The 15,093-nt window shown below is 58.9% G+C and carries 15 protein-coding genes; 1 reads left to right on the plus strand and 14 read right to left on the minus strand.

Features of this window, described 5'->3' with window-relative positions:
* Positions 1–50 precede the first annotated feature (50 nt).
* The 5 genes from ffh to smc all read right to left on the minus strand — a co-directional run bounded on the left by ffh (position 51) and on the right by smc (position 6,875).
* On the minus strand, positions 51–1,415 hold the full coding sequence (gene ffh, locus C230_RS0115050) for a signal recognition particle protein (protein ID WP_018132879.1): 1,365 nt from the start codon (positions 1,413–1,415) through the stop codon (positions 51–53).
* A 69-nt stretch (positions 1,416–1,484) separates the two neighbouring features.
* Complete coding sequence (locus tag C230_RS0115055) at positions 1,485–1,841, minus strand: putative DNA-binding protein (protein ID WP_018132880.1); 357 nt, start codon at positions 1,839–1,841, stop codon at positions 1,485–1,487.
* A gap of 208 nt (positions 1,842–2,049) precedes the next feature.
* Positions 2,050–2,973: a signal recognition particle-docking protein FtsY gene (ftsY, locus tag C230_RS0115060; protein ID WP_018132881.1), complete on the minus strand. Its 924-nt coding sequence runs from the start codon at positions 2,971–2,973 to the stop codon at positions 2,050–2,052.
* Between the two features lie 85 nt (positions 2,974–3,058).
* Positions 3,059–3,256 carry a DUF3889 domain-containing protein gene (locus tag C230_RS23935; protein WP_156807479.1) on the minus strand — a complete coding sequence of 66 codons (198 nt, stop codon included), beginning with the start codon at positions 3,254–3,256 and terminating at the stop codon, positions 3,059–3,061.
* Positions 3,257–3,299: 43 nt separating this feature from the next.
* Positions 3,300–6,875: a chromosome segregation protein SMC gene (gene smc / locus C230_RS0115065; protein WP_018132882.1), complete on the minus strand. Its 3,576-nt coding sequence runs from the start codon at positions 6,873–6,875 to the stop codon at positions 3,300–3,302.
* A 152-nt stretch (positions 6,876–7,027) separates the two neighbouring features.
* Here smc and C230_RS23650 point away from each other — a divergent pair, with 152 nt between their 5' ends.
* Entirely contained in the window at positions 7,028–7,846 is an 819-nt protein-coding gene (locus C230_RS23650) for a sigma 54-interacting transcriptional regulator (protein WP_018132883.1), read from the plus strand.
* A gap of 61 nt (positions 7,847–7,907) precedes the next feature.
* Here the strand turns inward: C230_RS23650 and C230_RS0115075 are convergent, their stop codons facing one another.
* The 9 genes from C230_RS0115075 to fapR form a co-directional block, all read right to left on the minus strand.
* Complete coding sequence (locus C230_RS0115075) at positions 7,908–8,087, minus strand: hypothetical protein (protein ID WP_018132884.1); 180 nt, start codon at positions 8,085–8,087, stop codon at positions 7,908–7,910.
* A gap of 31 nt (positions 8,088–8,118) precedes the next feature.
* Positions 8,119–8,808 carry a ribonuclease III gene (rnc, locus tag C230_RS0115080; protein WP_018132885.1) on the minus strand — a complete coding sequence of 230 codons (690 nt, stop codon included), beginning with the start codon at positions 8,806–8,808 and terminating at the stop codon, positions 8,119–8,121.
* A 216-nt stretch (positions 8,809–9,024) separates the two neighbouring features.
* Positions 9,025–10,269 (minus strand): beta-ketoacyl-ACP synthase II, encoded by a 1,245-nt coding sequence (gene fabF / locus C230_RS0115085; RefSeq protein ID WP_026174345.1) that lies wholly within the window; start codon positions 10,267–10,269, stop codon positions 9,025–9,027.
* 139 nt (positions 10,270–10,408) lie between these two features.
* Positions 10,409–10,642 carry an acyl carrier protein gene (acpP, locus tag C230_RS0115090; RefSeq protein ID WP_018132887.1) on the minus strand — a complete coding sequence of 78 codons (234 nt, stop codon included), beginning with the start codon at positions 10,640–10,642 and terminating at the stop codon, positions 10,409–10,411.
* Between the two features lie 53 nt (positions 10,643–10,695).
* A complete protein-coding gene (gene fabG / locus C230_RS0115095) occupies positions 10,696–11,436 on the minus strand; it encodes a 3-oxoacyl-[acyl-carrier-protein] reductase (RefSeq protein ID WP_018132888.1) in 741 nt (246 codons plus the stop codon).
* On the minus strand, positions 11,436–12,377 hold the full coding sequence (fabD, locus tag C230_RS0115100; protein ID WP_018132889.1) for an ACP S-malonyltransferase: 942 nt from the start codon (positions 12,375–12,377) through the stop codon (positions 11,436–11,438). Before fabD ends, fabG begins: the two co-directional genes overlap by 1 nt.
* Before the next feature lie 102 nt (positions 12,378–12,479).
* Positions 12,480–13,466, minus strand: coding sequence for a beta-ketoacyl-ACP synthase III (locus C230_RS0115105; RefSeq protein ID WP_018132890.1), 987 nt, complete (start codon positions 13,464–13,466; stop codon positions 12,480–12,482).
* Positions 13,463–14,461, minus strand: coding sequence for a phosphate acyltransferase PlsX (gene plsX, locus C230_RS0115110; protein ID WP_018132891.1), 999 nt, complete (start codon positions 14,459–14,461; stop codon positions 13,463–13,465). The genes C230_RS0115105 and plsX overlap by 4 nt, the downstream gene beginning before the upstream one ends.
* The gene (fapR, locus tag C230_RS0115115; protein WP_018132892.1) at positions 14,458–15,042 is read right to left on the minus strand and encodes a transcription factor FapR; all 585 of its coding nucleotides are present in this window, start codon (positions 15,040–15,042) and stop codon (positions 14,458–14,460) included. Before fapR ends, plsX begins: the two co-directional genes overlap by 4 nt.
* Between the last annotated feature and the right edge of the window lie 51 nt (positions 15,043–15,093).

Genomic DNA, 15,093 nt, shown 5'->3' on the forward strand with positions numbered 1-15,093 from the left:
CAGCTTGACTATTATATCAATTCACTCCCGGTAAGGGAATGAAAAATTGGCTAAAACGGAAAGCGGAAACCGCCGAATCCTTTTTTGCCTTTTTTCTTGCCCATTCGTTTGGCCAGTCCAGGCAGTTGCTTCATCATCTTCTGCATCTCGGCAAACTGGTTCAGCAAGCGGTTGACCTCCTGCACGGAAGTGCCGCTGCCCGCCGCGATCCGCCGCCGCCGGCTGGCGTTGATCAGCTTCGGCTGGCGCCGCTCTTCCGGCGTCATCGAGCGGATGATCGCTTCGATCCGGCCGATTTGCTTATCGTCAATGTTGACGTTTTTCAGTGCCTTGTGGTTGCCCAGTCCCGGTAGCATGGCGAGCAGATCCTGCAGCGGTCCCATTTTCTTGATTTGCTGCATCTGCTCAAGGAAATCTTCCAGCGTGAACTCGCCGCTGACCAGTTTCTTGCTCGCTTCCTCCGCCTTCGCCTGGTCAACGGTCGCCTGCGCTTTCTCGATGAGGGTCAGCACGTCCCCCATGCCGAGAATGCGGGAGGCCATCCGGTCCGGATGGAACGGTTCTAGTGCGTCCAGTTTCTCGCCCAGCGCCGCAAACTTGATCGGCGTGCCGGTCACCGAGCGAATCGACAGGGCCGCACCGCCCCGCGTGTCGCCGTCCAGTTTGGTGAGAATGGTGCCTGTGATGCCAAGTTCCCGGTGAAAATGCTCGGCCACGTTGACCGCATCCTGCCCGGTCATCGCGTCGACCACCAGCAGGATCTCATCCGGCTCGACCGCTTCTTTCATCCGCTTCAGTTCGTCCATCAACGCCTCGTCGATATGCAGGCGGCCGGCGGTGTCGATCAGCACGTAATCGAAACCGTGCAATTTTGCATGTTCGATCGCCTGTTTCGCGATTTCCACCGGGCTCACCTGATCGCCCAGCGAGAACACCTGGGTTTTCACCTGTTCCCCCAGCACCTGCAGCTGTTTGATCGCCGCCGGGCGGTAAATGTCGCACGCCACCAAGAGCGGGTAGCGGTGTTGCTTTTTCAGCAGATTGGCAAGTTTGCCGGCGGTCGTCGTTTTCCCCGCCCCTTGCAGGCCGACTATCATCACCACCGTCGGCGGCTTGGCCGCCTGTGCGATCCGGCTTTGGCTGCCGCCCATCAGCTCGGTCAGTTCCTCGTTGACGATCTTGATCACCTGCTGGCCGGGCGTCAAACTCTGCAGCACTTCATGCCCGACAGCCCGTTCACGGACTTTTTCCACAAACTCTTTCACGACTTTAAAATTGACGTCCGCTTCCAAGAGCGCCAAGCGAACCTCGCGCATCGCTTCCTTAACGTCGTCTTCCGTCAGCTTCCCCTTGCCGCGCAGACGCTGGAACGTCTCCTGCAATTTGCTTGACAGCCCTTCAAAAATCGTAGCCATACACAACCTCCTTTCCCTGGCGCAGGCGGACTCGCCTGCCCGTTTTCTCCCGTCACATTGTTGCGAGGGTTACGTCATCTCGCTCTCCCCGTCGTGCCGCAGCAGGCGAACCATCCGGAGCAAATCCTGTTTTTCTGCGTCGGTGATCGGCAAACGGCCGATCCTGTCCAGCAGTTCGCCGCACAAACGGACCCGCTGTTCGTGCCGCTCCAACAGCCTGAGCGTCTGTTCGTATTCTTCCAGTTGCGTTTCCGAGCGGCGGATGTTGTCGTGCACCGCCTGCCGGGAAACGTGATATTGTTCCGCGATCTCCGCAAGCGACAGATCGTCGTGATAATAGAGTTCCATAAAAAGGCGCTGCTTCTCTGTCAGCAACGCACCGTAAAAATCGTACAACAGGTTCATGCGTGTCGTTTTTTCCAGCATCGAGTACCACGCCTTCGTCCTGTCAAGATCAAAACCTTTACAGCACAACACTCATCTTACTGGAACCGGCGGAGGCTGTCAAGTGCCCGCGTTCCGCTGACGTTGTCCGCCCGCCTCCTCTGAACAAGATTTTGCGGGGCCCCGCCTGGCCCGACCTGGCACTTTTTTAGTGCGAAAGCGCGACTTGCGCCGGAAAGCGAGCGAACCGTCACTTTTGAGGAGCGTCAGTAAACAGGGCCGTCACAAACTGCTGCGGGTCGAACGCCTGCAGGTCGTCGATTTTTTCACCGAGGCCGACGAACTTGACCGGGATCTCCAGCTGATCGCGGATCGCGATCACGATGCCGCCTTTCGCCGTGCCGTCCAGCTTCGTCAGCACCAGCCCGGTGACGCCGGTCGCTTCACCGAAAATTTTCGCCTGCTGCAACGCATTCTGGCCGGTGGTCGCGTCCAGCACCAGCAGCACTTCGTGCGGCGCATCGGGAACTTCCCGTTTCAACACCCGGTAGACTTTGTTCAACTCGTCCATCAGGTTGGTCTTGTTGTGCAATCGGCCCGCCGTATCGACGATCAGCGCATCCGCCTTGCGCGCCTTCGCCGCTTGCACGCCGTCGAATACGACAGCAGCCGGATCGGCCCCCTGCTGGTGCTTGATCACATCGACACCGACGCGCTGTCCCCAGACTTCAAGCTGTTCGATCGCGGCCGCCCGGAACGTGTCGCCGGCAGCCAGAATCACTTTTTTTCCTTCCTGTTTCAGCTTGTGCGCCAGCTTGCCGATCGTCGTGGTTTTGCCGACACCGTTGACGCCGACAATCATGATCACCGTCAAGCCGGCGGGATTCAGGTTCAGCCCGACCGTCTCAGTGCCCATCAGCTCCACCAGTTTTTCCTGCAAAACGGGCTTTAACTCCGCTGCATCCTCGAGCTTGCGCCGCTTCGCTTCCACCCGCAGCTGCTCCATCAGCTTGATCGCCGTATTGACGCCGACGTCCGCCATGATCAACTGTTCTTCCAGTTCCTCGTAGAACTCCTCGTCGATCTTGCGGCGGCTGAAGACGGCCGTCATTTTGTCGAGAAACGAATCCCGCGTCTTGCTCAGCCCTTCTTTAAACTTGCTGAAAAATCCCATCTTCCATCCCTACCTTCTTGCAAGCAATCGGAAGCGGACCCGAATCGATCAGGTCCGCCGGCCATCACTTGTTGGTGCAATTTCATTATAGCCGATTTTGCGGGTAAAAGCAGGCCGATTTTGCGGTGTGGCCTAGTTCTGCCTTGTGCAGCAGTGCGACAGTCCCTGCAGGGCACGGTCCCCCCACGCAAGATGAACGTCTCGACGGGCCACCGGGATATCGTTTCGATGTCTCAAACATCGCCAGGCGTCCCCACTTGGCGTAGGCAGGTTGCGCCTGCAGAACAAGGTTGGCCCGCTACCATCCGCACCAGCGCTGCCGTTTTTTACGCCGTTTGCACTACATCTTCCTCCACCAGCTTGACGGAGACGATCTTCGAGATGCCCGATTCCTGCATCGTCACGCCGTACAGCACGTCCGCATATTCCATCGTGCCTTTCCGGTGGGTGATGCAGATAAACTGCGTTTGCGACGAAAATTCCCGCATGTATTCAGCGAACCGGGCGACATTTGCCTCATCCAGCGCCGCCTCCACCTCATCCAGCACGCAAAATGGCACCGGCTTCACATGCAGGATGGAAAACAAAAGCGCCATCGCCGTCAATGCCCGTTCTCCGCCCGACAACAGCCCCAGATTTTGCAGTTTTTTGCCGGGCGGTTGCGCCACGATGTCGATGCCGGTGGTCAACAGGTTGTCTGGATCGACCAAAATCAGGTCGGCCCGCCCGCCGCCAAACAAACGGCTGAACACGAGATGGAACTGGCCGCGGATCGCCTCAAACGTCTCTTTGAAGCGCTTCGACATTTCCTGGTCGATCTCGGCGATCACGTCGTTCAGCTTATCGCGCGCTTCCAGTAGGTCATCGTGCTGGCTGGTCAGGAAGCCTAGCCGTTCCTGCATGCGCTCGTATTCTTCGATCGCTCCCAGGTTCACGTCGCCGAGCGATTCGATTTGCCTGCGCAAACTCGCCACCTGCTGCTGCGCGCCGGCGATGTCCTGCGGCACCGGATAGCGCTGTTTCGCCAGTTCGAACGAGATGTGGTAGTCGGTCGCAAGCCTGGTCAGCATATTGTTCAGTTCGACATCAAGCCGGTTGACTCTTACCTCCACCTGGTGCAGCTGGTTCTCCAAATTTTTCAGGACCAGCCGCGCTTCCCGCGCTTTGTGCTCCTCGTCGGCGATTCGCTTCTGCAGTTCCTGCTTCCGCGAAAGCTCTGCCTGCAGCGCCTGTTGCGCGTCCACCCGCCTCCGCTCCAAAAGCGACAACTGCGCCGCCGCTTCCTCCAGCTCCCGGCTGGTCTCCTTGATCCGCTCGCCGACCGTTTGCAGCTCGCCCTGCTTTGCCGCGAGCTCGGCCGCGACCACCGCCAGTTCCTTCTCCAGCCGGTCGACGTTCGCTTTCGTCGCAGCGATCTCCTGGTCGAGTGCGGCAAGCCGCACCTTCAGCTCGGTCACCTCTTCCGAGATGTCCGCCTGCACGCTCTGCTGCTCTTTCAGTTTCGCCTGCATCCCGTCTACCTTCGCCGACAGTTCCTTCACCTGCTCGTCCAGTCCAGCCAGCTCCGCCCGGGTGACCTCTTCCTTTCGGTTCCACTCGGCCAGCTCTTTCTCGTACTGCTCCCGCTCCAGCAGCACCAGTTGCAGCCGCTCCTGCACCGCCTGCCGCTGCGCGCCCAGTTCTCGGATCTGTGCTTCGACCGAGTGGATCTGGGTCCGTTCCTGCTCGATTTGTTCAGCCAGCGTTTGCTGCTCTTGCTCCGCCTGGCGGGCGTTTGACTCAAACGCGTCCAGCTGCTGCTGCAGCTCGGACAGCTTGCCGTTCAGCGCTTTCAGCTTGTGCTCCAACTCCTCGATCTCGCGCTGGCGGCCCAGAATGCTGGTGCCCTTTTTCTGCTGGCTTCCCCCGGTCATCGCGCCGCCCGGATTGACCACATCCCCGTCGAGCGTGACGATCCGCACCCGGTACTGCAGCAAGCGGGCCAACGCGTTGGCGTGGCCGATCGTTTTCGCGATCACCACCTGCCCCAGCAGGTATTCGGTGATCGGCCGGTATTTTTCGGCAAAATCGACCATCTCCGCAGCGATCCCCACATAGCCGGAATGCCCCTCGATCACCATCCGCTCGCTTCTACCGAGCAGGCGTCCCTTCATCACATCGAGCGGCAGAAAGGTGGCACGGCCGCCGCCGCTCGCCTTCAGGTACAGAATCGCCTCGCGTCCCGCTTTTTCCGTTTCGACGACGACGTTTTGCAAGGCGCCGCCGAGCGCCGTCTCAATCGCCGTTTCGTACTGGGCCGGCACATGAATCAACTCGGCGACAGCACCGCAGATCCCGTGGACGCGCCCTTTGCCGGCCGCTTGCAAAATCGACCGCACCCCTTGCGAAAACCCGCCGTATTCCTGCTGCATGTCACACAGCAGTTCATAGCGGGACTGAAAAGACGCTTTTTCCGTCTGCAGTTGGCGCAGCGTGGCCAGCAGCCGCTCTTTCTCCGCCGTCCGGTTCGCCGTAAACCGGCGCAGTTCCTCCAGCCGCTTGAGCAGCGCCTGCTCCTGTTTGCGCATGTCCGCCAGCGTCAACTGCCCGGAAGCGAACGACTCATCCAACGCGCGGATGCGCTCCCGCAGTTCCGCCTCATCCTCCTGCAGCTTTTCGCTTCGCCGCTGCAAACCGCTTTTGTTCGTCTCGATGTGTTTCAGCTCGTTGCGTTTGCCGGCCGTTTCGTTCAGCAGTTCGATCAAGTCGGCTTTCAGCCGCTCCACTTCCGCTTCCAGTCGGGAGCGGTCGAGGAAGTCTTTGCTGACCGACAGTTTGGATTCCAGTTCACGTCGGGTTCCATCCCGCTTCGCAGCCAGCTCCGCAAGCTTTTCCTTTTCCTGCGCCACTTGCACCGTTTTGCTTTCCCGTTCGACAGCCAGCTTGGCGATCACCGCCTGCAGGTCATCGCGGCCGGTCAGCAGGTTGCGGTGGCGCTCCTGCAAGACCTCCCGCCGCCCTTCCGCTTTTTCATATTCGGCAACCACTTCGACATGCTGCCGGTTGCTCGCCTCCATCAGCTTGTCCAGCTGCTCCGCCTGCCAACGAGACTCCTCCAATTGGGATTCGAGACTCGCGACCAACGTCGACTGAGCCGCATGCTCGTCCTGCAACTGCATCTTTTTCGCCGTCTCCTGCTGCCACCGGTCGTGCAGTTCTTCGATGTCGTGCACGCACAGCGAAATTTCCAGATTTTGCATCTGTTCCTTCAATTGCTTGTACCGCTTGGCTGCTTCCGCCTGTTCAAACATCGGCCCGATCTGATTTTCCAATTCGCCGATAATATCGCCAATGCGGATCAGGTTTCCGGCCGTTTCCTCCAGCTTCTTCTCCGCTTCCCGTTTGCGCGCCTTGTATTTGACGATTCCCGCCGCTTCTTCAAAAATGCCGCGCCGGTCCTCCGCCTTGTTGGACAGAATCTCGTCGATCCGCCCTTGGCCGATGATCGAATACGCTTCTTTGCCGAGTCCGGTGTCCATGAACAGTTCCACGATATCTTTCAGCCTGCAGGGCTGCTTGTTGATGAAATATTCGCCTTCCCCCGACCGGTAGACCCGGCGCGTGACCGTCACCTCGTGGTAGTCCAGAGGGAGCGTATGGTCGCTGTTGTCCAGGGTGAGCGACACTTCGCAGTAATTGACCGGTTTCCGGCTGTCGCTGCCGGCGAAGATGACGTCCTCCATTTTCGCCCCGCGCAGGCTTTTCGCGCTCTGCTCGCCCAACACCCAGCGGATCGCATCGGAGATGTTGCTTTTCCCCGACCCGTTCGGTCCGACCACGGCTGTCACGCCCGGAACAAACTCCAATTCCGTCCGGTCGGCAAACGATTTGAAGCCGACCAGTTCCATACGTTTCAGGTACAAATCGAGTCTCCTCCCGTTCTTCCGGTTCATCCTCTAGCATAGCGGATTTGCCGGCAAATAGGAACTATGTCAAATTAGCTTTTTTGCATGTGGCCGCCGGATCGTTTCGCCGGCGCTGTCAGATGTCAATCGGATTGAGAGGTCAAAATCGTATGGGTTCCGATCAGCTCTCCACCATTATCGAAACGGCGATGCCGATTCTGGATGCGTTGCACGACGGCCTGGTGATCATCGATGCGAACGGTTTCGTCCGCTATGTGAACGAGGCGAACGAACGGATCACCGGCTTGAAGCGGGAAGAAGTCATGGGCCGCTACGTGACCGATGCGGTTCCTTATTCCCGCCTGCTGCAAACGCTCACCACCGGACAGGCGCAGACGGGAGTCCGCACCCGCGTTCGCGACCGGGAGGTGGTGTCGAACATCGTGCCGCTTACGATCGGGGGCCAATGTGCCGGCGCTCTGTCGGTCTTCCGCGATGTGACGGAGGTGCGTCGGCTGACGGAACAGCTTCAGGTGGCGACAGAAACGATCCGCACGATGCAGGTGCAAAGCCTGGAGCAGGCGGAGATTGTGGTGGGGCAGCACCCGCAAAGCCGCCATGTCTGGCGGCTGGCGAAAAAAGCGGCGTTGATCCCGTCGACCGTCCTGCTGACGGGGGAAAGCGGCACCGGCAAGGAAGTGCTGGCCCACTACATTCACGGGAACAGCGAACGGCGGGAGAAACCGTTTCTGGCGGTCAACTGCGCGGCGATCCCGGAATCGCTGCTGGAAAGCGAACTGTTCGGCTATGAAGAAGGGGCGTTCACCGGCGCCCGGAAAGGGGGCCGTCCCGGCTATTTTGAAATGGCGGAATGCGGGCAGCCGCAATTTTTATCATCTGCAGGAAGCGGAACCGAACATTTTGCGCCACTTTACCGCCCGGCTGGAACCGGTGCGGCAAACGTAGGGGGGCAGGTGCGAATAAAATAGCACCGTTCGAAAACGGTGCTGTCTCCCAATCTGGAGCCGTTCCCCGGCAGGAACGGCTGTTTCATTTGCGGTTCGGCCGTTCTGTTTCGGGCTCGTCCCTGCCGAGTCCATAGTCGGGATGGACGGCCTGGTTCAGCAGTTCCAGCACCGGATCGACTTTCATGCGGGACATGTCCCAATCGAACATTGCATCCTGTTCGTCGTCTCCCCAAGGCCGTTTTTTCTCTCGACGCTCCGCCATTTAACCGCCTCCTTGTTATCGCTTCCACATCTTAGCGTCCCAACATGGTCAGCGTTTCATGCGCCGCCCGCTGCTCCGCCTCTTTTTTCGAACGGCCGGTGCCGATGCCATAAGGAGTGTTGTTAATGAACACCTGCGACACGAATTCGCGGTTATGGGCGGGGCCGCGTTCTTCCAGGATGCGGTACGTCAGAGCGCCGAGATTTTCGCGCTGCACATGTTCCTGCAGCAGCGTCTTGAAATCAGAGAGCAACAGGCCGTGCACGTTTTCCAAGTCCGGAAACACATGCGTCTGCAAAAACGATCTCACCGCCTCCAGCCCCTGATCGAGATACAACGCTCCCATAAATGCTTCAAACACGTCCGCCAGCAGGGCCGGCCGTCTCCGGCCGCCGGACAATTCTTCCCCGCGTCCCAGCCGAATGTATTTGTTGAACTGCAGTTTCTCCGCAAACTTCACCAGTGACGGTTCGCAGACAATCGCCGCCCGCATCCGAGTCAGCTCCCCTTCAGGCAAAGTCGGATAGCGCGTATACAAAAATTCGCTGACCAACAGTTCGAGCACAGCGTCCCCCAGGAACTCCAGGCGTTCGTTGTCCTGTCCGTTCTCGCCGCGGTGCTCGTTCCGGTATGACGCATGGGTGAACGCCTGTTTCAGCAGAGAAAGATTGGTGAAACGGATTTGTAACGATTGCTGCAACATCTCAAATTTACCGGCCACAGTTTCTCACCCGTTCTGTTCAGCATAAGACCCCGGTGCGGGCTCCTTGCCGCACACCGGGGCAGACCAATGTTATACAATATGCGACTAGGCCCCTCAATTGGAACCGCTTGCCATTGTAGCGGCACAGCGGTCACTTTGCGGGGGTGTATTCCGGGGCCCCCGCAAAGTACTCGGAATTCACTGCGAAGCTCCGCATCACTTTGTGGGGTATTCTCACCCTTCATATTTTCGCAAGAGGATCGACGCATTATGCCCGCCGAAGCCGAACGAATTGGACATCACCACGTTCACCTTCGCCTTCCGCGCCTCGTTCGGGACATAGTCCAGATCGCAATCGGGATCCGGATTTTCCAGATTGATGGTCGGCGGCAAAATCTGCTCCTGCAGCGCTTTCACGCAAGCGATCGCCTCGACGCCGCCAGCCGCTCCCAGCAGGTGTCCGGTCATCGACTTGGTGGACGAGACGGCGAGTTTGTAGGCGTGTTCGCCAAACACTTTTTTGATTGCGATCGTTTCAAATTTGTCGTTGTAATCGGTCGAAGTCCCGTGTGCGTTGATATAATCCACTTCCTCCGGCCGGATCCCGGCGTCGAGCAGCGCTTCCCGCATCGCCCGGGCAGCGCCTTCCCCTTCCGGTGCCGGTTGCGTAATATGGTACGCATCCCCGCTCATGCCGTACCCGATGATCTCCGCGTAAATGGGCGCCCCCCGCCTTTTTGCATGTTCCAGTTCCTCGAGAATCAGGATGCCGGAACCTTCCCCCATGACGAACCCGTCGCGGTCCCGGTCAAACGGACGGCTCGCCTTTTCCGGCTGGTCGTTGAACTTGGTCGCCAGCGCTTTCGCCGCGGAAAATCCGGCCAGCGCCAACGGCAGAATGGTCGCTTCCGAACCACCGGTGATCATTACGTCAGCAGCGCCGCGTTCGATGATCTTGTAAGCGTCGCCGATCGCGTTGGTGCCGGTCGCGCAGGCGGAAATCGGCGAGGAGTTCGGCCCTTTTGCACCGAAGAAAATCGAAATCTGGCCGGTCGCCATATCCCCGATCATCATCGGAATAAAAAACGGCGAAACGCGGCGCGGCCCTTTTTCCAGCAGAATCTGATACTGCTCCATCAGCGTCTCCAGACCGCCGATGCCGGAACCGACGTAGACGCCGACGCGCTCCGCATTCTCTTCCGTGATCTGCAGTTTGCTGTCTTCCATCGCCATTTTGGCGGCCGCCACCGCGTACTGGGCGAACCGGTCCATGCGGCGGGCTTCTCTTTTGTCGATGTAGTCCTCAGGGTTGAAATCTTTCACTTCCGCCGCGATCTGACAGGGATATTCGGAAGCATCGAAGCGCGTGACTCGGCCGACGCCCGATTTTCCGGCAACAAGGCTCTCCCAGAAGGCGGAAACCGTATTTCCGACGGGAGAAATAACCCCCATTCCCGTCACAACCACTCGTCTTCTCATGTAGGAAATCACCCTACCTTTTCCAGATTGTATCGTCAAGTCCTCCCGCTGATGGAAACCAAGAGGAACGTGCTGTTCTTGGCAAAGAGAGTCCCGAGGAAGCCCGCGGGACTCTGCGTTCAATGAGAACGGACCGGAGTTATGCCTTGTGGGACTCTATGTATTGTACCACTTCCCCAACGGTGCTGATTTTCTCCGCGTCTTCGTCCGAAATCTCCAGGTCGAACTCATCTTCCAGTTCCATCACCAGTTCCACCACATCGAGCGAGTCTGCTCCCAAATCTTCTTTGAAAGAAGCTTCCATGGTGACAGCCGATTCATCGACGCCCAAACGGTCAACAATGATTTTCTTGACTCGATCAAAAGTTGACATGCCATTCACCTCCTCCTCCGAGTATACACGATTCTTTTATGCAAGTCAGCTTCCTACATCACCATGCCGCCGTCGACCGTCAGAACCTGACCCGTGATGTACGATGCGTCGTCGGAAGCAAGGAACAGGACAGCCTTGGCGACGTCTTCCGGTTCCCCGAGGCGGCCGAGCGGAATCTGCTTTTGCAGCGACTGTTTGACCTCATCGTTCAGCACGTCCGTCATATCGGTCTGGATATAGCCGGGCGCGACCGCGTTGACGGTGATGTTGCGGGAAGCCAGTTCCCGGGCGTTCGATTTGGTAAGACCAATGACGCCCGATTTTGCCGCCACATAGTTGGCCTGTCCCGGGTTGCCCATCAGCGCGACGACCGATGTGACGTTGATGATGCGCCCGTAGCGCTGTTTCATCATCACTTTCGCGGCCGCCTTGGTGCAGTTGAAGACGCCTTTCAGGTTGGTATCGATCACCGCGTCCCAGTCCTCTTCCTTCATCCGGATCAGCAGGTTGTCCCGCGTGATGCCGGCGTTGTTGACCAGGATATCGAGCCGGCCAAATGTTCCGGTGGCGGTGTCGACCATTTTTTCCGCCGCTTCCCGGTTCGCCACATCGCCTTGCACGGCCACCGCTTCGCCGCCCCGATCCCGAATCCTGGCAACTACTTCTTCAGCGGCTGCCTGGTTTCCTGCATAGTTGACGACAACTTTTGCGCCGCGCTCCGCCAATGCGAGAGCGATCGCGCGGCCGATGCCGCGGGAGGCGCCGGTTACGAGCGCCACTTTGCCAGCCAGCATCAAACTTCCCCCCTTAACGCGGAAACCGTCTTCTCAAAAGTGGCCGGATCCTGCACCGACAGCGTCGGAATCCGCCGGTTCACTTTCTTGATCAGGCCGGACAGCACCTGACCGGGTCCGATTTCCACAAATGTGTCGATTCCATTGTCCAGCATAAACCTTACCGAATCGTCCCAGAGAACAGAAGAGGCTACCTGCTCATACAGCGCGCCGCGGATCTCGTCGGCCGACAACACCGGCTTTGCCGATACGTTCGCCACTACCGGAATCTGCGCGTCGCGCACGGTGACCTGTTGCAGGACGCCGACCAATTTTTCGGCGGCAGGCTGCATTAGGGAACAGTGGAAAGGCCCCGACACGATGAGCGGGATCACGCGCAGCCCTTTTTCCTCCAGCTGTTCGCCCGCTTTTGCCACCGCCTCCGCCTGCCCGGAGATCACAACCTGCCCGGGGCAGTTGATATTCGCCAGTTCGACGACGCCAACCGTTTGCGACACCTGCTCGCAGACCGCCTGTATGTCAGCCCGGTCACCGCCGATGATCGCCGACATCGCCCCGCGTCCGGCAGGAACCGCTTCGTCCATGAACTTGCCGCGGGCGTGCACCACTCGCACCGCGTCGGCAAAATCGAGTGCACCCGCCACCACCAGCGCCGAATATTCGCCGAGCGAATGGCCGGCCACATAGGCGGGGGTAAACCCCTCTTTTGCGAATACACGGTACAGCGCGATGCTGGTTGTCAAAATCGCCGGCTGCGTATAATAAGTGAGCCGCAACTTGTCCTCCGGCCCGTCAAAAATGATGTCGCTCAGGGAGAAACCGAGCGCCTCGTCCGCTTCCTGAAAAACGGCCCGCGCTTCCGGGTACGCATCGGCCATCGCCTTGCCCATGCCCACTGTCTGGGCCCCTTGCCCCGGAAAAACAAATGCCAGTTTCGCCATACCTCTGCCTCCTTAGCCTAACTCCACCGCAGTGAGACCTAACGCCGCAGCCGGTGGGGCCCCGAAATTGCCCGCCCAATTTGCGCACGGCGCCACAGCTGCTTACCAACGCAGGGCGGCCGCACCCCAGGTCAGGCCTGCCCCAAAACCGACCAGCAGCAACAGATCGCCTTCCTTGAACTTACCCATGCGGTGAGCCTCGTCGAGCGCAACCGGAATCGACGCGGACGACATGTTGCCGTATCGGTCCAGATTGACGACCACCTTGTCCTCCGGCAGCCCGAGCCGCTCCCGCGCATAGTCGATAATCCGGATGTTCGCCTGGTGCGGCACCAGGAAATCGACGTCTGTTTTTTCCAAACCGACTTTTCGCAGCACTTCCTCGGTTGCCGTATTCATCACGCGAACGGCAAACTTAAACACTTCTTTTCCATTCATCGCGATCGTATGCTGCCGGTTGAGCACCGACTCCTGAGTGGCCGGATTGCGGGAACCCCCGGCAGCCATCATCAGTTGCTCGCCGCCGCTCCCGTCAGCCCCCAGATCGAAACCGAGAAAGCCGCGGCCTTCCGGAACCGGCCCCAACACTACCGCACCGGCACCGTCTCCGAATAACACACACGTGTTGCGGTCCGTATAGTCGGTAATTTTGGACAGCGTGTCGACTCCGATCACCAGCGCATATTTCGCCATGCCGCTTTGGATCATCGGGACGGCGCAGGCAAGCCCGTACAAAAATCCGCTGCAGCCGGCCGACAAGTCGAACGCGCCGGTTTTCTTGATGCCCAGACGCTCCTGCACCAGGCAGGCGGTCGCCGGAAACATATAATCGGGCGTCACCGTGGCACAGATCACCAGGCCGATGTCCTCGACCGAGATGCCCGCATCAATGATCGCTTTGCGGGCCGCTTCCACCGACAGGTCGGAAGAAGCGGTCTGCGCGTCGGCGATACGCCGCTCCCGGATGCCGGTTCTGGATACGATCCATTCATCTGACGTATCGACCATTTTTTCCAGGTCGGCGTTCGTCAGCACCCGTTCCGGCAGCGCGGAACCGGTTCCCAAAACCCCTACGTGCAATCGATTCATCTCGTCTCATCCCCTCCAACTCCCGCGCGTATCTGATCCAATACGCCGTGGAGCAAAAATTGCCGCGCCTGTTCGATCGCCATCTCAAACGCCCGGGCGTTCGACGATCCGTGGGCTTTGATGCACACACCGTTGACCCCCAAAAGCGGCGCACCGCCATACTCGGAGTAGTCGAATTTCTGCTTGAAGCGTTTCAATCCCGGTTTTAAAGCAAGTGCCGCCAGCTTCGACAGCGGACTCGCCAGAAACACTTCCTTCAATGCGTTAAACATGCCAAGGCCGACGCCTTCCACCAATTTCAGCATGACGTTGCCGACGAACCCGTCGCACACCACCACATCGCAGACTCCGTGCATGATGTCGCGGGCTTCCACATTTCCGACAAACGCAAACGTTTGCTGCGAAAACAGGGAATAGGCTTCCTTCGTCAGCGCATTGCCCTTGCCGGGTTCGGTGCCGACATTGAGCAGCCCGATGCGCGGCTTGTCGACAGCGAGCACATATTTGGCGTACAGATCGCCCATCACCGCGTATTGGAGCAGGTGTGCGGGTTCCGCATCCATATTGGCTCCTACATCGAGCACCAATACGCCGCGCCCGTCAAACGTGGGCCAAACGGACGCCAGAGCCGGCCGCTGAATGCCTTCCACGCGTCCGATCACCAGCAATCCGGCCGCCATCAACGCACCGGTGTTGCCGGCAGATACGAACCCGTCCACCCGGCCTTCCTTCACCATCCGGGCCGCCACCGTCAAGGAAGCGTCCTGTTTGCGGCGCACTGCGCGAACCGGTTCATCGTCCGCGGCGATCACTTCCGTAGTATGTACAATCTCGATGTTGGAGCGCGTTTCATCATCCAGTATCGCCCGAATTCGCGCCGCATCTCCCACCAGCACCAATTGCAGATCCGGAAAGCGTTCGGCCGCCCGCCAAGCTCCCTGGACGATCTGATCGGGCGCGTGGTCGCCGCCCATCGCATCGATTGCCAATCTCAAGATTCCATACCTCCAATAACCGATTCCAGCGGAAATTTGACCACAACAAATTCTCCGGAAAAAATCGTATCGTCGCCCACCCGGGTTACGACGTCCACATGCGCGCGGTCCGGCAGATTGGATGTGACAATCGCTTTGCAAACCAGCCGTTCGCCGAGCCTCCCCGGCCGCACGAAGCGAAGTTTTGCCGTCCGCGTCAACACCACATCCGCATCGATCACCGCCACGGCCAGGGAATTCGCCTGGGCGAACAGATGGTGTCCCCGCACGATTTTGGTTTTGCTGAAGACGTGGATCGGTTCGATATCGAAAATCGAGATCGCCATCTCGTTCAAATTCAGCTCGATGATTTGACCGATCACCTCGTCGCCTTCCAGCGACCGCAGTTCGCTTTGCTTCGTTTCGGCGACCGCCTTGATTCGCTCCCTCACTTCGGGGATGCCGAGCGCCATCCGGTCAAGCCGGATCGTCTGGATACTGACATTGAATTGTTTGGCCAAGTCCTCGTCCGTTACAAATGGGTGCTTTTCCAGCAATCGTAACAGCGCCGCCTGGCGTTCCTTTTTGCTCATACCCGCCACCGCAGCACCTCCACCATGCACGAGAGATTAGTACCAAGTGCTAATAACAGT

The sequence above is a fragment of the Effusibacillus pohliae DSM 22757 genome (assembly GCF_000376225.1).
GTDB classification, from domain to species: Bacteria; Bacillota; Bacilli; order Tumebacillales; family Effusibacillaceae; genus Effusibacillus; species Effusibacillus pohliae.